Raw genomic sequence first — 17,456 nt, 5'->3', positions numbered from 1 at the left:
TTTCTATTGCTTTATTCTTCGTCGTATTGCTGGAAGAGAAAGTCATTGTATGGGAAACGGGTGATATGTATCTGTTTTACCCGTTCATATAATAATGCTTTCAACGCATCTATGTTAGTACGTTCCTTGGCGGAGATAAAGATGCAGTTATCCTGCAACTTATTCATCCAGGTGCGTTTCAGCTCGTCCAGGTCGATGTTTTCCCGTTTCCGCGGAGTCAGGTCGTCTTCGTCTTTCGGAACGAAGGTGAACGCATCGACTTTGTTGAAGACCATGATCATCGGCTTTTCGGTCTTGTCGATTTCGGCCAAAGTCTTGTTTACCACTTCGATCTGTTCCTCGAAAGTCGGGTGGGAGATATCTACGACATGCACCAGCAGGTCGGCTTCGCGCACTTCGTCGAGGGTCGACTTGAACGATTCGACGAGTTCGGTGGGCAATTTGCGGATAAAACCGACGGTGTCTGACAACAGGAACGGCAGGTTTTCAACGATTACCTTTCTTACTGTCGTGTCGAGTGTGGCGAACAGCTTGTTTTCGGCAAACACATCGCTTTTGCTCAGTTGGTTCATCAATGTTGATTTTCCGACATTGGTGTATCCGACCAGGGCGACGCGGACCATCTTGCCACGGTTCTTCCGTTGCACGCTCTTTTGCTTGTCGATATCCACCAGGTCACGTTTCAACTTGGCTATTTTATCCAGAATGATACGCTTATCAGTTTCCAGCTGGGTTTCACCTGGGCCACGCATGCCGACACCACCACGCTGACGTTCCAGGTGAGTCCACAGACGAGTCAGGCGAGGCAACATATATTTGTATTGTGCCAACTCGACTTGCGTTTTTGCGTTGGCGGTCTGTGCGCGGCTGGCAAATATATCGAGGATCAGGCTAGTACGGTCGAGTATCTTCACCTGAAGTTCTTTTTCGATATTGCGAAGCTGTTTAGGCGAGAGTTCGTCGTCGAAAATAACTAGTCCGATTTCATTTTCGATCACGTACTCTTTTATCTCCTGTAATTTACCGGTTCCGACGAATGTGACGGGATTCGGATAGTCCAGTTTCTGATAAAACTTTTTGACAGCATCGGCTCCGGCCGTATCGGCAAGGAATGCCAGTTCGTCCAGATATTCTTTCACTTTCTGTTCGTTTTGCTCGGGGGTAATCAAACCAACGAGCACCGCTTTTTCTGTCAGTGCTTCTGATATAATAAATTCTTTCATGCGGCAAAGATAATCATTTCAATTATTTCTTTATATTTGCAAACACAATAACGACTAAAATAGTTTAGCTATGAAAAAGAAACATTTACGTATGTTTCGGCATATTCTTGCCGGAACTATGGTTCTAACAAGTATGGTGTCTGTTCAGGCACAGGTAACAAATCCCGAAACATGGAGCAGTTTTGTAGAAGGTAAAGCCAATCCGTCGGTGGTGGATACGTTCCGCTGGCAGTTGTTCACGTCGTCGGAGCGTAATAACTGGGGGTATAGATTGGATGGCGGTGCGGCTGTTTCCGGAGATCAGAAGTGGTTAAAAGTCCCATTATCCGGCTCTGTTGAGTTTGAAAAATATTCGCTGTCCTGTTATGATGATGTGCATATGGTTGTCGGATTTACTATTCACTCGTTAGTCGCTGATGAAGCATTGTTTGTTATATTCAGTAATAAAAATGGAGAGAATCGTAAGCAGGCTATACATACGGCATCTAAAAATGAAGATTTAGTTCATGATTCCTGGGGCGTAAAGGGAAACCCATATTATTTGAAGTTATCAGTCTCAGAACCTGCTAGCAATTCTAAGAACGGCTATTTTCAACTAGATAGTGTCTATAGCTACGGCTCAATCCGCCAATATTCCCTTTTCTCCGGAAATGGCAACTGGAATGATTCCATTCGTTGGTCTCACCTTCCTCCCTTGCGTCATCGAAGTGCCCTGATCAGTGGTGAGGCAGAAATTAATTCTACCGTGCAGTGTGAGCAAGCCCTGTTGGGTAACGGCAGTCTGCATATTTCAGAAAAAGGCCATTTCATCGTGGATAGGCTTGTTCTCTATAGCACTGACAACCCACTGACAAACACTGACAGAGCGCTGACAACTACTGACAATTCACTGACAGTGGCTGGTAAACTGACGGTTAACAAGCAATTGGAAGTCCGTTATACATTTCCGGAAAAAGGCAAATGGTATTTTCTCTCTTTCCCCTTTGATGTCTATCTGAATGATATAGATAAACGTTTTCAGTTGAAAGATAAAACCTTTTCCGGTAAAGGTGATTTTCTGTACGTGCAAGTTTATGACGGGGAGAAGCGTGCCCAAAGCAATGACGCGACAGGTAACTGGACGGTATTTTCCCCAGAGGGATTATCCGATGGTCTTGTTTTTGAAAAAGGAAAAGGTTATCTGGTCGCTTTGGATGCAGCTGCATCCGATAATACGTTGACCTTTTCAACCGCAGGGAACGATATTCCTGGAAGTTTTGGTAAAGCGGCGTCTGTTCCGGTCTATGCGGCATCTGCCGGAAATACGGACAAAGCGCATAAGGGTTGGTATCTTTGTGGGAATCCATTGCCTTCTCCTATCTCATTGTCGCAGATATCAGCAAATCCGGCGCTGGATGGAAATATTTATATATATGATGGAAATGCCTACGAGTCCTATCCGATAGGCAGCGAGTATGTACTTCCTCCTTTCTCGGCTTTCTTTGTCAAAGCATCGGCAGATACGGAGATTAAATTGACGGCTGCTGCATTGTCAACAAATGCAGTTCGTCTGAAAACAGGTTATCCTTTCTCTGTAGCGGCTACAGAGCCGGAAGAAGTGGCTGTTCATAATTCTGTATTTTCAGGAACAGAGAAGAAATGCTATTTGAAAGGAAAGATACTTTATCTGTCAGATTTGCCGTCGACTGGAACTGTGCGGGTATCTGATTTTACCGGACGTGTGCTGTCTGTTCATTCGATATTACCGGGTTCTTCAACCCTTCCGCTTTCTTTACCGGCAGGATTCTATATAATAAATGTGGAGGCAGGTCATTATCATGCCCAACACAAATGCGTTCTGACCCAATGAAAGAATAAACTATCTTGTATCTTTGTCTGTTCAAAACAATAAAAAAGCCGTATGAAGAAGATTAATATTACAACTGGCGTTCTGGTGATCTATCTGATTGTGATGAGTGTATGGGGATGGCCTGGAAAACAGCCCGATCCGGACTGGGTACAGTATTTCTCGGTAATGGGAGTATCCCTCTTCGTCATTCTCCTGCTGCGCTATCTGCAAGTTAAGCGGATGAAGATGCGGGATAAATGGAAAGAAGAGAATCGGCATTCAACAGAAAAATAGGATATATTTCGTTTAAAACGAGCGAAATCTTGTTTAAAACGGGTGTAGGATTCGTTTTAAACGAGATTTACCGGATACATTGATTGGAACCGAAAGGAAATCGTTTGTATTAATCTTTAATACTTCTTAACTTGTTTCTATTTGCAGGTATACGATAATTTCGTAGATTTGCGATATAATCGTAAATAAATAGGGATCATGGAAAAATTAACAATGCAGGAAGAAGAAGTAATGCGCTTGATTTGGCAGATTGGGCCTTGTTTCGTTAAAGATATACTGGCTAAGTATGACGATCCGAGGCCGCCTTATACAACACTTGCTTCTATTGTAAAAAATCTGGAACGTAAGAAGTACGTGAAGAACAAACGCTATGGAAATACGTATGAATACACTCCGCTGATCCCGGAGAGTGAATATAAACGTACCTTTATGAGCGGTGTTGTTCGTAACTACTTTGAAGACTCATACAAAGAAATGGTTTCTTTCTTTGCCAAAGATCAGAAGATTTCGGCAGAAGATCTGAAGGACATCATTGATCTGATAGAAAAAGGAAAAGAATAAACCTTTTAACACCTTATTACCATGACACCGGAATTTGCCTACTTTCTGAAGGTGAATGTAGCCTTTGTACTCTTTTACGCCTTCTACCGTCTGCTCTTTTATAAGGACACATTCTTTAAGTTGCGCAGGGCCTCCCTTCTTGCTTTCTTTGGGTTGGCGTTGCTTTATCCATTGTTGAATATTCAGGAATGGGTGAAGGAACAGGAGCCGATGACGGAGGTGATACAGATTTATTCGGCTATGCTGCCGGAGATGATAGTAACCCCAGAGGTCGTTGTTAAAACAGACTGGAAAGGAATCCTGCTTTCGGCAAGTTCATATATGTACTGGGGTGTCATGGCTCTTTTATTTGTCCGTTTTTTTATTCAGTTAAGCAGTATCCTGCTGCTGGCTTACCGGAGTAGACGGACTGTTATACATGGCGTACCTGTCTACCGGTTGGATAAGCCTGCCGGACCTTTTTCATTCTTCAAAATGATCTTCATACATCCGGAAAGCCATTCGGAGAAAGAGATAGATGAGATACTTACACACGAATGTACCCATGTTTTCCAGTGGCATTCGGTAGATGTGATGATTTGCGAGCTGATTACCGTCATATGTTGGGTGAATCCCTTTGCGTGGCTTTTGAAACGCGAAGTGCGTCATAACCTGGAATACCTGGCAGACAATACCGTTATCCAATCCGGATACGACTGCAAGAGTTATCAGTACCATCTGTTAGGCCTTGCCCATCATTATCAGGCTGCAGCAACATTATATAATAGTTTTAACGTATTACATCTAAAAAACAGAATCAGTATGATGAACAAAAAGAGATCTCACGGGATCGGAAGAACAAAATATCTGATATTCATTCCTCTGGCAGCATTTTTGATGTTGTTGAGCAATATTGAGGCGGTTGCCCGTATTACGGGAGAAATTGCAGCCGAAGCTGTTGCCGGAGTAAAGGAAGCGACTGAAATAAGTGTGCTTTCGGAGGATGATGTGAAAGTATCAGGTCAGGTAATTGATGATTTTAACGGACCGGTTATCGGTGCGAATGTGATTGTAAAGGGTACTAATGTAGGTACCATTACGGATACGGAAGGTTATTTTGTGCTGGAAACGACAAAGAATGCTGTTCTCCGCTTCTCTTTCCCGGGTATGAAGGCGAAAGAAGTCGCAGTGAAGGATGTGCAGGGTAAGTTGAAAGTACAGTTGTACTCGGATGGAAGTGCACAGGGATCGCAGTCTGCTCCTCCCCCTCCTCCTATGTCACCTCAGATATCGACAGACCCCTCAGATCTGGTTTTCACAGTCGTGGAAGTGATGCCTGAATTTCCGGGCGGACAAGGTGCCTTACTGCAATTTTTGGCAAAGAGTATTAAATATCCGGTAATTGCTCAGCAAAATGGTATTCAGGGACGTGTAACCTGTTCGTTTGTAGTGGGTAAAGATGGGGTGATCCGGAATATCGAGGTCATTCGCGGGGTTGATCCGTCGCTGGACCTGGAGGCTACCAGGGTAATATCCATGATGCCTAAATGGAAACCGGGTATGCAAAAGGGGAAAGAGGTCAGTGTGAAGTATACGGTGCCGGTGACTTTCCGTTTGCAAGGAAAAGAAGACAATAAACCAACACCTCTTCCTGCTGGAGAGGGCGATAATGAAATCACTGTTGTGGGATATGGCGAACAGAAATCAGCCGATACTTCCGGCCAGGTATTTGCAATAGTGGAAAAGATGCCACAGTTCCCGGGCGGAGAAAAAGCGATCAATGAATTTATTTCAAAGACGTTGCAATATCCGGTCATTGCACAGGAAAATGGCATCCAGGGAAAGGTCGTTTGTTCGTTTATTATAAATCAGGATGGTTCGGTCACAGATGCTGAAGTGATTAGTGGTGTTGATCCTTCTCTGGATAGGGAAGCGCTGCGTATCGTTAGTGCAATGCCTAAATGGACTCCCGGTACGCAACGGGGAAAAGCGGTTTGTGTAAAATATACTATGCCTGTCACTTTCACATTGCAGTAATCACTAAAACATAGAGCAGATGATGCACAAATATACTGTTTTGCTTCTTCTCAGTGTCCTGTCCCTTATGGGGCAGGCACAGAGTCTTTCATTTCAGGAACTACTCAATAAAAAGAAGTTCACAGAAGTGATCGCCCTGGCCGATAGTCTTACTCCGGCAGATTCTGCTGATTATGTTACTATGTCGGCTATCGGCCAGGCTTACGAAGGTGTATTGGAATATAATGAGGCTTACCGGTGTTATCAGCATTGTCTGCAAATGGATACGACGAATGTCGATGCTCTAAGTTCCGTTGCCCGGGTAGCAATGAACCTGGGAAAAGCTTCCGTAGCCCAGGATTGTTTCCGGAAAGTACTCGAAAGCGACAGTACCGATTTTTATGCTAATTATCAATTAGCCCGCCTGTATTCCCAGATCGGAGATTATGAGAATGCCGTGTTGCAGTTCAATGTGTTGCGCGATCAGGATACGACAAAGGTAAATCCTGTTATTTACCGGAATATAGCCGATTGCTACATGAAAATGAATGCTATTCCGGCAGCTACGATCTGCTATTTTCAGGCTTATAATGTTAACCGTGAAAATGCCGGATTGGCCAGTGCTTTGGTGAATTGCCTGTACCGGATGGGAGGTCCGAATATACAGGACGGATTATCCATTTGTGATACGGCGTTGTTTTATAATCCCGGAAATCATGCGTTGCGTCGTAACAAGGCGATGGGTTTTTATATGAATAAACAATATGCCCAGGCTGATACGTTATATGGAGAATTGTTTGCAGAAGGCGATACCTCTTTCCTTACATTAAAATATGGAGGTGCTTCACGTTACCTGGCCGGACGTGCCATGGATGCGATCGATTTGCTGGAATGGGCGTATGGGAAAGATACGACGGATGTAGAAACGAACCTGTTACTGGGAGCTGCTTTAGGTAAAACATATGACCGTAAACGGGCCTTCCTGTTGTTCGATCAGGCAGAAAAGTTGATGCAGCCGAATGAGGCGTTGGTAAATATGTTGTTGACTTCCCGTTCAGAGACTTTATTCAAAGATGGTCGTCAGCGTGAAGCTGAAGGGCTGCTTTATAAAGCTTGGCTTGCCAATAAGGACCGGCTGGACTTATTGTTCCGTATTGAACGGGAGTATTCCAACTGGGGACCGGAGTATAAATCGGCAGAAGATTTGGCCAGGGCTTTGTTTGCCAAGGTTACATTCCTGAGAGAATATTTTCTGACAGGAAAGAAATTACAGGGATTCCAGCGGTATCGTTCTATACTGCAATATCTGTATGAAGACGCTTTCTTTACGAATAAGACAGAGTTGGTGATGATTGCCCCGGACAATAAGAAAAGTAAGATATCGGCTGAAGACTTAAAGTCTATAATAGACCGGCTGCCGGATATCTCGCAACTTCCGGAGGTAGAAAGAAAATATTATCAACAGATGGAAGAAGTGTTCAAAAAAAGGAAAGAAAACGGAGTCGGAAGTACAAAATTGGAGCCTCTTGACGAGAACTCAGATGCGTTTAAGGCAGGAATGAAGGCTGCTCAAAAGTATCTTGACAGTCAAAAGAAAGAACAGGAAAAGGAATCTGAATAATTAAATAAGTACGGATATGGATAAACGAATCAGGTTGGCGGGGATTTTATTACTCCTCCTTACCTTTTACATCCATGCGTTACAGGCGCAGACGCTGTTCTCTTTGCAGGAGTTGGTGAACAGAAAACAATTTCCGGAAGTGCTGGCTCGGGTAGACAGTCTTACGGCTGCTGATTCGGCTAGCTATACGACTATGTCGGCTATCGGTCAGGCTTATGAGGGAATGTTCCGGTATAAGGAAGCCTATGCCTGTTTCCAATATTGTTTGTCAATGGATACAACGAATGTGGATGCTTTGAATGCACTTGCCCGTGCTGCAATTAATTATGGTAAGATTACGGAAGCCAAACGTTGCTATGGAAAAGTGCTGGAATCGGATAGTCTGAATTTTTACGCCAATAATCAGTTGGCACGTCTTTATTATCAGTTGGGTGATTATGATAAATCGATGGATCATTACCGGACGTTGGCATCCTACGAGAGTGATAATCCGACTATTCTGGCCGGCCTGGCGGATTGCCATATGAAAAAAGGCGGTATGAATATGCTGATTGCTTTGGAACTGTATACCCGTGCTATGGAAATCAATCCGGAGAATATCCGTGTGGCCTCTTCCCTGATTAACTCGTTACTATGGAAAGGAGATGGAAAAACAGCTTTACAGGTTTGTGATACTGCCTTGTACTATAATCCTGATAACCGACAGATTCGGCAAAGCCAGGGGATGGCTTTATACATGACTAAAAATTATTTGAAAGCAGATACCGTTTACAGCGGCCTGTTAGCGGAAGGTGATTCGTCTTTTATCAATCTGAAATATGCAGGTGCCTCTCGTTATATGTCCGGCCATGCAATAGATGCCGTGGAGCCGTTGGAGCTGGCTTACGAAATAGATTCGACAGACGTGGAAACAGTCTTGTTGTACGGAGCTACATTGGGTAAAACCTATGACCGGAAACGTGCCTATCAATTGTTTGACCAGGCAGAAGAGTGTATGAAACCAAAGAAGTTTTATGTCAATCTATTGGCCTCTTTCAGAGGAAGTACGCTCGAACGGGACGGTCGTTTCAATGAAGCGGAGAAAGTCTATTATGAAGCATGGAAGAAAGACCCGACACAGTTGAATTTACTATATGAAATCAATAAGCACTACTGGCTAAGGGAGTCGGAAATGTTTAAGGATGAGAAGTTGTTACAGAAAACTCTTTTCAGTAAATATATTTATATGACTGAAATGATGAAGCGGAAAGAATCTAAAGAGAACTTGTTTGGCTTTCGTTATTTCTTTGAAGACTTATATCAGGAGGCTTTCTTCCGTGATATTACTGAACTCACAATGTTGGCTCCCGATGGTAAAAAGAGTAAACTCTCTATGGCTGATTTGCAAAGCATAATCAAGCAGCTTCCCGAACCCTCTGAACTCGAACGGAAACGTCGTGAAGATATGAAGGCGGCCATGAAGGAATATGAAAAGAAAAACAAGAAAAAAGAAATAGCAGCAAGGGATTCGTCAAATGGCATCAATGTTGAAGGGAAAACTTCTCGATAGAAGGTGTCAATGACACATTCGGTTATGGTGCAAAAGGATATGACTTTTGCCGATGGCTATTGGTTTGTATATGATTATGTTAATCTGTTCTGAAAAATAAATAACAAAATACACAAATATGAAAACTATCAAACACTTGCTTTTAGGGGGATTTACCCTTTTGTTGCTCTCATGCGGAGGAAAGAAGTCCGGTGATCAGCCGGTTGAAAATATATCGGAAGTGCCTGAATATCCGATAACAATCTCCTTTGCCAAGGGCATTGAGACGGAACAGGAGGTCCGGTTGAGTGAAATTGCCAGGGAAGTAAAGATCGTGCCGTTGGAAACAAAATCCGAATGTCTGGTTGCCAAAGTATCTCAGGGAATGATACAGATGGTAGATCATAACCTGTTTATTCCATGTAGCGAAGGGTTATTGCAGTTTACAGATGACGGAAAGTTTGTCCGTTCGGTAGTCAAGCGGGGACAAGGACCGGGAGAATACAGCATAATCCGGTTTATAGCGGCTAACGACAGGCAGAAACAAATTTATATAATGGATAACGGAAGGATTCTTACCTATACAATAGGCGGTGACTATGTAGGAGAGTCTAAAATACCTTTCTGTTGGCAGTTTACTTTGTTGGGAGATAGTGCATATGTCGGCTACATTTATAATAATACCGGCCAGAAGAAAGACCGGCTTGTCCTGGTTGACCGGCAGGGAGAGACACTGAATACTTTTCCTCAATATGATCAGTTTACGATAGCCAATGGATTGAATTATTATTTGTGGGGGCGCTATGATCGTTATCTCTATTCTTTCAGGGAAGAAGCCTGTTGTAAAGAGTATTATAATGATACGGTCTTTACGGTTACCCCGGAACGGCTTGAACCGCGCTATATTCTGGATTTGGGAAAATATAAGATACCGAAAGAAAGGCGTTTTGAAGTTCTGGAAGGAAATTGGCAAGCCTATTCAGAGCCTGCACAAGCCTATCTGCGACCGGATTTCCATGAAACGTCTCAATGGGTATTTCTCCCTTATACCTCCTGGGATGTTACCAACAAAGATGAGTTACCCCGTCTGACCATGTACGATAAGAAGAAAGGCGCTTGCTATAAGGTGAAAAACAATCGTATCATAAATGATATGCAGGGGAGTTTACCTTTCTATCCGGAGACCCGCATTTCGGATGATGTATTGCTTTATTTTCTTGAAGCACCCGAGGTAATGGAGCTGGCGGAAGATGATCCTTCTATCCTGGAATATGAACAGCTGAAAAATCTCAAAGAGGATGATAATCCGGTATTAATGATTGTCTATTTGAAGTAGTATGATATATTTTATCCAATTTCTTTTGTTGTTTCCGTTACTGTTCAACTATTCAGTTGAACAGCCGGTTCTTGTCCGGCTTCACTATGATGAGACGACACCTTCTCCTTCGGGTGCACAGGTTATTAAGTTGTCCGGAGATTTGCAAGGACGAACTTATAAGATACGGATGGCACATTATAAAGAAGGAGTAGTGTCTTATAAAATCCTGAATGAACAGGCTTATGTAATAAAAGATACCGTATTCTCTATTCGTATCGCGGTTGAGCCGCTCCATGCGCATGAAGTGGACTTTACAGTGGAAGGTGAAACGCAAATTGTGGAAAAAGCAGAGGTAGAAGATGTCTTGCACAGTATTTTATTGGAGACATATCCGACAAGAACCTATACTTCCAATGATACGATACCTCTTACCAGTTATACGAGTGGTGCTTTATATGAAGTGATGGTTGAAGGAAAGAAACAACAGGCTGGTAGCTATTGTGATGTCCGTAATGCTAAACTTCCTCCGAAGGAATGGCATGAAGCATTTAATATGAAAGAGTATATATGGTTTGATTTATTTTTTGAGTAACATTGAATTATAACTTTAAGTCAAGGGCATTATGAAAAAGAAAAACTTATTTTTGTTTATGTTGCTGCTTTTAAGTAGTTACTATGATATGGATGCACAAGATGTATCCCCTGTTAAAATACCGTTTGAAACAGCATTAAATATAACGCAAGAACTAGTCTTGAGCCAGATTGCAGCGGATGTGAAAATAGTACCGTTGGAAACAACGGAGATTTGTTTACTCTCAAAAGTGAAAGCAGGTGCTATACAGATGATCGGACATGATATTTATATTCCTTGTGATATGGGACTGCTTCAATTTTCCGATGACGGTAAATTTATCCGCTCTGTTTCCCGTAAGGGGCAGGGGCCTGGTGAATATGCTAATATCCGTTATGTCGCTGTTGATAGAGTACAGAAGCAGATCCATTTATTAACTAATGGAAAAGTACTGGTTTTCTCGTCGGAAGGTAAATCTTTGAGGGAAGCCCGGTTCCCGATGGTGTGGCAATTAGAACTGTTGGGGCAAGATACGTATTTCTTATGTATATAATGGTAACGGAAAGAAAAGAGAGAAGATTATTTTGTCTAATATGAAAGGAGAACAGATAAATACTTTCCCGCAATACGATCAGTTTACCGTCCCGAGCGGAATGACGTTTTATAATACAGACCCTTATGACAGATACTTGTATCAGTTTGCCGGAAACACCTGTCTGAAAGAGTTTTATAATGATACCGTTTTTACTGTAAAGAAGGATAAGCTTATACCGCGTTATATCTTTGACATGGGAAAGTATAGATTACCCGATAAGTACCGGTTTGAAGTATTGGATGGAAACTGGGAGCGCTTTAATGAAGTCTCAGCTCCTTACTGGCGTCCTAATATGGTGGAAACCACCCGTTCGGTTTTCGTTCCTTATTCTCCTTGGAAATTTGAAGATCGTATCAAAGGACGCAAACTGGTCGTATACGATAAAAAGGGGAAAAGTAGTTATAATGTAAAAGGCGGATACATAAAAAATGATATGAATAGCCGGTTACCTTTTTATCCGAATATCCAGGCAACGGATGATGTGGTTATTAATCTGTGGGAGGTAACGGATATTTTGGAACTGGCAAAAAAGGATCCTGCTTTATTGGAACATAAAGCTTTACAGAATCTGAAGGAAGATGATAACCCTGTTTTGATAATCGTTACAATGAAAAAATAATACTGATTACTATTATTGTTCCGCTACTAATAGCTTGTTTTAAGTGAACAGCCGGCCCCTGTCCGGCTTCACTATGACGAGATAATACCTTATCCCATCACACCTGTTTTTATTTCGGTTTCGAGATAAGAGTAAATATAATATGGACTTTGATAATACAACTCCGTAGCCGGGTTGGACAATTTAGCGAAGGTATCCGATGTATAAACCGTATCCAATGCGGTTTGTAAATCCATCCCCAAACGTTCCATCAGTAAGACAACTAAGTCTGCCGTAACCGATTCAACCATATAATCAAAGTCTGTCATAATCTTCTTAGTAAATGAATTGATTTTTCAGTTCCGAAATAATACTGGAAAGTAATCCCTTTCATATATTTTAATCGATGGAGAAATTCTTGTATATCAATAGATTTATCTTCTAATTTCTTGATTTGTAAACCAACCTTATCATTTGCTATCGGTCCATAAACGATATCATATTGAAATACGGCATTTCCATTTTTACTATTTCTATTTGCAAACACAAACTGCGCCCATTCCTCTGTATATGAACTGAATATTTTCACTGATAGATCAGTTCCGTGAAGATAGGTTTCATCAAACTCATAACGAGTCACTATAGGTTCTCCACCTAAAATAGCAGATTTTAGTGCGGCCATATGAAAAGCTTGTTCTTCATCCGAAGACAAATAGAAACCTTTCCCAAAATCCTTGTTAGGTTTAGAGCGAGTTAAATCTATATTTTCTATGATGACATTGGAACCATGATAAAGTATCATGCGATAGCCCCTCCCTGGCGTTGGCAATAAAGTGTCAGATAAGAAAGAGCTTCTTTAAAATCAAGCGTATGGATAGCCTCATAGTGCTGCTCCAGGAAGTCAATCCCGTGAAAACGGCGGATATAACGGTAAGCTTGCTGTTTATTTAAGCTATTCCGTTGTGCAAACGCATCAATCATAGCTGCTATAAATTCCACTTTGTCTCTTATGTTACTCATTGATATAACCTTTTTACAAAGAAACAGGATTTTTCCTGATTTTCCAAATAGAGGCAAATCTTTATTCAGTAAGGCTGATTGCTGCTTGGGCAATTACTAAAAAGGGCGGGCTTTTGCCCGCCCCTATAGAGACATCCTAAGATACAAATCTCTTATTCACTCAAAATAGTCAGTTCCGCCCCCGTTGCAAAATCCTGTCCGTTCTGTGAACTCAGTGCGGTGAAACGGATGTAACGTCCTTTTACCGGTTTGTCGAAGAGGACTTTCTTTTCGTCCCGGTTATTTGCGAACTGGCCTTTGCAGACAGGCTCACCCCAATTCTTGCCATCGGAGCTGACCTGGATGGAATATTCTTTGATATTACCATTGTTGCTGTCTTTGCGAGGCATATAGATAAAGCCTTTGAATGCTTTCTCTTCGCCGGCATCCAGATCTACCCAGTGTGGATATTTGGCTACCGTGACGGAATACATACTGTGCCAGATCGTATTCGGATCGCCATCTACCAGGTGTTTGGCATCGCCTTCGCCAACCTCTTCGCTGCTGGCGTAGATAACCTCTGTCTGGATACTTTCCAGTTTGTTAAAAGTCTTTGTCGACTTGATCTCCGGATTATTCTTTAACCAGGCAGTGATTGTTCCGCCTTCGCGCATCGGGATAGCTCCGGTATATTCTTTCGCTTTTTTCTCCTTACCGATCGTGTAGCAGAAGACAGCATCTTTGTCGATAGATGATAATTCAACCATACCTACACGGGAACGGGTGATGGAGAAAGGAATCTCACCGGCAGCCGATACCTGCGCGGCAGCCGACAGGTCTTGTGTAGCCGGGCGGATGATAAAGCCGATATTGTTTTGTCCGGCAAATACACGGTCATGAATCAACGGGCCACCCTGTCCACAACTGTTACCTCCCAAACCTGTAACGGCAAGGTCAAGATGCAGATAAGTGTCACCGGCCTTTGGCAACTGATAAGGATGTCCGGCTAATGTCATATCGAGTGCGGAATATTGCAAAGCAGAAGTAGAAAGGCGGTTGGTTGCCACAAAGAGAGCTCCCTTGCCGGCCTTGTCGGTCAGTGCACACCAGCGCACATCTTCATGATTACCCATATCCTGCGGTTTCGGAAAGTTCACGAACTGGTCGGCTACGGTCGATTTATATTGCTCGATAAACTGTCCGGCTTTACGGTCGGCATAGTTTTCAACCGGACCGCGTCCGTAGTATGTATAGTTTTCATAACGCTGAGGAACGATCATCCGGTAGCCTAAACGTGGCAGTACCAGGCTTGAATTGTTGGAGGTGATGCTGGCTTGCAGTTCGATGGAACCGTCACGGTAGATGGTCCATGCCTGGTCGGTCGTGAACTTGAAGCCGTCTTCGCCGAAGGCTTTGTCGGTCAGTTCTTCCACTTTGTTCTTGCCGCTGGATGTTCCGCCCAGTATCTTGGCTGCATTAGGGGCCTGCGATTCAACGGTGTAGAACAATACCAGGGAACCGTCTTTCCGCTTGATCACTTTGGACGCAGTAGCTTTATGTTTCAGATTGTGTAATCCGTTTTCGAACCAACTTCCATAGAACCAGTTATCGTTATTCGTGAAGGCACGGAAAGCATCCAGTTTCGGACCGTTACCGTCGGCAATGATTGTTTCGCCACCATAATTCAGATTATAGATCGTACCGCTTTCATTGTCGAATGTGACATTGAAGTTCTCTCCTTTGATCGTTGAGAAGCGTGCGTCCGATTGTTTTTCGAGAGTTAATTCTACCGCTGAGGCATTTGCCACTTCGTTGATGGCAGGTTTACCGGCAGATGCTTTGACTGGAAGTTGTTCTTCTGCCATTACATAACCTTTGGGGGCCCAGGGTTTGTCCTCTTTCAGCAGGAACTGTACTTTAACGAAATATTCATTGTCCGCTTTTAGCTGGCTGTACGTATAAGGAATGGCTACCTGCACACGTTTACGTGGTGAAACCTTACCCGGATTCAGGGAGCCGCTTTCCACTTCTTTGCCGTTTTCGTAAAGCGACCATTTCACATCGTAATCGGACAGATCGTTGAAATAGTATTTATTGAACAGCTCGAAAAGGCCTTTCTGTGCATCGACTTCTGTGACGCCGATATGTTGGTATACCTTTTTCACTTCGTAATACTGCGGTTTCGGTTCCAGGTCGCCGAACACGATACCGTTCATTACGAACTGGCCGTCGTTGGGCGTATCGCCGAAGTCACCGCCATAAGCCAGGTAACGTTTGCCATCGGGCGTATAGTTGTAAAGAGACTGGTCCACCCAGTCCCAGATAGCACCACCACAGAAGAAGTTGGTCGACTCCATTGCATCCCAGTAATCAACCAGGTTACCGCAGGCATTCCCCATCGAATGGGCATATTCTGAGATATGGAACGGATACTTGATGTCATAATCGCCTTTTACGGCACCGCGCACCCAAGAGATAGACGGATACTGGTTGGAACCCATATCTACAATTTTATTGTTGCGCTCGTACTGAACGGGACGTGACAGGTCTGCTTTCTTTAAAGCATCGTAGGCCTCTACGAAGTTGTGTCCCGGACCGGCTTCGTTCCCCAGCGACCAGATCACGATAGACGGATGGTTGATATGGGCGTTTACCATTTCCATGACACGTGCCACATGTGCATCCCTCCATTCTTTCGGATGGGACAGGGAGGCTTGACCATAGTAATATTCGTGCGATTCGATATTGGCTTCATCTTCCAGATAAAGACCATATTTGTTACACAGGTAATACCAATACGGATCGTCCGGATAATGTGAGTTACGAACGTGGTTGATATTGGCACGTTTCATCAGCATCACTTCGTCTTCCATCATTTTGCGTGTGATGGCATGGCCTACGGACGGATTACTTTCGTGACGGTTCACACCTTTCAGTTTGACAGTCTTGCCGTTTACGTAATAGTAACGTCCGGCCAGTCCGAACTCGTCTTCAGATGCCGGTGTATCCTTGATTTCTACCTTGCGGAAACCTACAGTGGTGGAAACCATATCAATTGTTTTATTCTTTTTATCTTTCAGTTCAGCAACTAGTGTATAGCGGTAGGGCTGTTCGGCCGACCATTTGTTGGGCGCTTTCACTTTGATGGTCATCAGGTTCTCCGTTGTTTCATCCGGGTTGATCCGTTCGATGACAGGCGATAAGAATCCGTCGACAAGTGTATTTTCGTCTGAATAGAGTTTGTTGGCATAAAGCGAATAATACACTTTATAATTCTTGATTGCTTTTTTATCGAGGTTACGAATGTCTGCCTTGACGGTTAGCGAACCGTCGGTATATGTTGCATCCAAATCGGGGGTCACTACCAGATCGCGGAAATGCACTTTCGGTGTCGAATAGAGTGCAACGGTCCGGAAGATACCCGGCAGGCGGAACATATCCTGTGCTTCGAGGAACGAGCCGTCGGAACTGCGATACACTTCGGCAGCAACGATGTTCTTTCCTTTTTGAAGATAAGGAGTAATGTTGAAATTGGCTGCATTACGGGAGTTTTTGGAAAAACCTACATAATGGCCGTTAATCCACAAATAGAAAAAGGAATCTACTCCGTCGAAACTGATAAATACATTGCGTCCGTCCCAGTCTTCCGGGATGGTGAACTCACGACGGTAAGAACCTACCTCGTTACGGTCTTTAAAGGTCGTCCAGTTTTCCGGTGGGGTACGCATCACGCCTCCCCGCCAGTCGTCGACAGCCACTTTGTGCTGGAAGATAACCGGTTGGTTCACGTAAATAGGGGTACCATACTTCTGTGTCCCGTCTTTCTGAAGACCGACAATGTTCCAACTGGATGGCACGGGGATATTGTCCCAGCCTGATACATCGAAGGAGGTCTGGTAGAAATCCTTCGGACGTTCTTCGGGCGTACGGGCCCAATTGAATTTCCAATCTCCGTTCAGGGATTGCCAGTAGGCACTGTTTTCCGGTAATACTTTCCGGGCACTCTCCAGATTCTGGAAGGAGAAGAACCAGGCACGGGGTTGTTCTTTGTTCAGCGCAAGGTTCTCGGGCGATTCCCACTCGTCCCCTTTCGGCGCTTGTTCTGAGGCATACTGATAGCCTTTCAGTAAATCTACTGTCGCATAGCTTTGAAATGTCAAGCAGCATAGTAATAGACAGAATGCTGATTTTTGCATATGAGTTTTTCTTCTTAAGGTGAGAAATAGGCTTCAAATTTAATACATTTATCGGAGAGTCTGTTGTTTACTTCGTGTTTTATTTATCTCATTGCGTTTCCTCCCGTATGATAAATTATGAATCCGGTA

General features: G+C 43.5%; 13 protein-coding genes and 1 pseudogene. 9 read left to right on the top strand and 5 right to left on the bottom strand.

The genetic code is table 11. From position 1 onward, the window contains the following. Positions 1-11: 11 nt before the first annotated feature. On the bottom strand, positions 12-1,223 hold the full coding sequence (gene hflX, locus NBH14_RS05285) for a GTPase HflX (RefSeq protein WP_186958599.1): 1,212 nt from the start codon (positions 1,221-1,223) through the stop codon (positions 12-14). A 70-nt stretch (positions 1,224-1,293) separates the two neighbouring features. Here hflX and NBH14_RS05280 point away from each other — a divergent pair, with 70 nt between their 5' ends. The 9 genes and pseudogenes from NBH14_RS05280 (at position 1,294) to NBH14_RS28975 (ending at position 12,153) form a co-directional block, all read left to right on the top strand. Then, complete coding sequence (locus NBH14_RS05280; RefSeq protein WP_186958598.1) at positions 1,294-3,072, top strand: T9SS type A sorting domain-containing protein; 1,779 nt, start codon at positions 1,294-1,296, stop codon at positions 3,070-3,072. A 51-nt stretch (positions 3,073-3,123) separates the two neighbouring features. Beyond that, a complete protein-coding gene (locus NBH14_RS05275; RefSeq protein WP_009860036.1) occupies positions 3,124-3,345 on the top strand; it encodes a hypothetical protein in 222 nt (73 codons plus the stop codon). Between the two features lie 198 nt (positions 3,346-3,543). Then, positions 3,544-3,906: a BlaI/MecI/CopY family transcriptional regulator gene (locus NBH14_RS05270; RefSeq protein ID WP_009860035.1), complete on the top strand. Its 363-nt coding sequence runs from the start codon at positions 3,544-3,546 to the stop codon at positions 3,904-3,906. A gap of 21 nt (positions 3,907-3,927) precedes the next feature. Next, positions 3,928-5,922: a TonB family protein gene (locus tag NBH14_RS05265; protein ID WP_186958597.1), complete on the top strand. Its 1,995-nt coding sequence runs from the start codon at positions 3,928-3,930 to the stop codon at positions 5,920-5,922. Positions 5,923-5,941: 19 nt separating this feature from the next. Continuing rightward, positions 5,942-7,522 carry a tetratricopeptide repeat protein gene (locus NBH14_RS05260; protein WP_186958596.1) on the top strand — a complete coding sequence of 527 codons (1,581 nt, stop codon included), beginning with the start codon at positions 5,942-5,944 and terminating at the stop codon, positions 7,520-7,522. Positions 7,523-7,538: 16 nt separating this feature from the next. Further along, the gene (locus NBH14_RS05255; RefSeq protein WP_250817229.1) at positions 7,539-9,071 is read left to right on the top strand and encodes a tetratricopeptide repeat protein; all 1,533 of its coding nucleotides are present in this window, start codon (positions 7,539-7,541) and stop codon (positions 9,069-9,071) included. Between the two features lie 118 nt (positions 9,072-9,189). Next, positions 9,190-10,386 (top strand): DUF4934 domain-containing protein, encoded by a 1,197-nt coding sequence (locus tag NBH14_RS05250; protein WP_186958595.1) that lies wholly within the window; start codon positions 9,190-9,192, stop codon positions 10,384-10,386. 1 nt (position 10,387) lies between these two features. After that, positions 10,388-10,960 carry a hypothetical protein gene (locus NBH14_RS05245; protein WP_222622079.1) on the top strand — a complete coding sequence of 191 codons (573 nt, stop codon included), beginning with the start codon at positions 10,388-10,390 and terminating at the stop codon, positions 10,958-10,960. Between the two features lie 31 nt (positions 10,961-10,991). Continuing rightward, positions 10,992-12,153: pseudogene (locus NBH14_RS28975) on the top strand (DUF4934 domain-containing protein). 89 nt (positions 12,154-12,242) lie between these two features. On the opposite strand, the gene NBH14_RS05230 reads toward NBH14_RS28975, so the two are convergent. The 4 genes from NBH14_RS05230 to NBH14_RS05215 form a co-directional block, all read right to left on the bottom strand. After that, complete coding sequence (locus tag NBH14_RS05230) at positions 12,243-12,461, bottom strand: hypothetical protein (protein ID WP_186958592.1); 219 nt, start codon at positions 12,459-12,461, stop codon at positions 12,243-12,245. Continuing rightward, positions 12,458-12,934 (bottom strand): DUF3990 domain-containing protein, encoded by a 477-nt coding sequence (locus NBH14_RS05225; RefSeq protein WP_010800878.1) that lies wholly within the window; start codon positions 12,932-12,934, stop codon positions 12,458-12,460. The genes NBH14_RS05230 and NBH14_RS05225 overlap by 4 nt, the downstream gene beginning before the upstream one ends. After that, a complete protein-coding gene (locus NBH14_RS05220) occupies positions 12,931-13,152 on the bottom strand; it encodes a DUF3791 domain-containing protein (RefSeq protein ID WP_010800877.1) in 222 nt (73 codons plus the stop codon). Before NBH14_RS05220 ends, NBH14_RS05225 begins: the two co-directional genes overlap by 4 nt. A gap of 152 nt (positions 13,153-13,304) precedes the next feature. Next, positions 13,305-17,327: a glycoside hydrolase family 2 TIM barrel-domain containing protein gene (locus NBH14_RS05215; RefSeq protein WP_186958591.1), complete on the bottom strand. Its 4,023-nt coding sequence runs from the start codon at positions 17,325-17,327 to the stop codon at positions 13,305-13,307. Positions 17,328-17,456: the final 129 nt, after the last annotated feature.

Origin of the sequence: Parabacteroides caecihominis, assembly GCF_023656785.1 — a bacterium.
GTDB lineage: Bacteria > Bacteroidota > Bacteroidia > Bacteroidales > Tannerellaceae > Parabacteroides > Parabacteroides segnis.
The sequence above is the reverse complement of the archived record's forward strand: the minus strand, read 5'-3'. Positions and strand labels throughout refer to the sequence as shown.

Excerpts from the sequence above, each read along its gene's own strand:
- hflX (WP_186958599.1), bottom strand. The coding sequence starts at position 1,223 with ATGAAAGAATTTATTATATCAGAAGCACTGACAGAAAAAGCGGTGCTC.
- NBH14_RS05280 (WP_186958598.1), top strand. The coding sequence starts at position 1,294 with ATGAAAAAGAAACATTTACGTATGTTTCGGCATATTCTTGCCGGAACT.
- NBH14_RS05275 (WP_009860036.1), top strand. The coding sequence starts at position 3,124 with ATGAAGAAGATTAATATTACAACTGGCGTTCTGGTGATCTATCTGATT.
- NBH14_RS05270 (WP_009860035.1), top strand. The coding sequence starts at position 3,544 with ATGGAAAAATTAACAATGCAGGAAGAAGAAGTAATGCGCTTGATTTGG.
- NBH14_RS05265 (WP_186958597.1), top strand. The coding sequence starts at position 3,928 with ATGACACCGGAATTTGCCTACTTTCTGAAGGTGAATGTAGCCTTTGTA.
- NBH14_RS05260 (WP_186958596.1), top strand. The coding sequence starts at position 5,942 with ATGATGCACAAATATACTGTTTTGCTTCTTCTCAGTGTCCTGTCCCTT.
- NBH14_RS05255 (WP_250817229.1), top strand. The coding sequence starts at position 7,539 with ATGGATAAACGAATCAGGTTGGCGGGGATTTTATTACTCCTCCTTACC.
- NBH14_RS05250 (WP_186958595.1), top strand. The coding sequence starts at position 9,190 with ATGAAAACTATCAAACACTTGCTTTTAGGGGGATTTACCCTTTTGTTG.
- NBH14_RS05245 (WP_222622079.1), top strand. The coding sequence starts at position 10,388 with ATGATATATTTTATCCAATTTCTTTTGTTGTTTCCGTTACTGTTCAAC.
- NBH14_RS05230 (WP_186958592.1), bottom strand. The coding sequence starts at position 12,461 with ATGACAGACTTTGATTATATGGTTGAATCGGTTACGGCAGACTTAGTT.
- NBH14_RS05225 (WP_010800878.1), bottom strand. The coding sequence starts at position 12,934 with ATGATACTTTATCATGGTTCCAATGTCATCATAGAAAATATAGATTTA.
- NBH14_RS05220 (WP_010800877.1), bottom strand. The coding sequence starts at position 13,152 with ATGAGTAACATAAGAGACAAAGTGGAATTTATAGCAGCTATGATTGAT.
- NBH14_RS05215 (WP_186958591.1), bottom strand. The coding sequence starts at position 17,327 with ATGCAAAAATCAGCATTCTGTCTATTACTATGCTGCTTGACATTTCAA.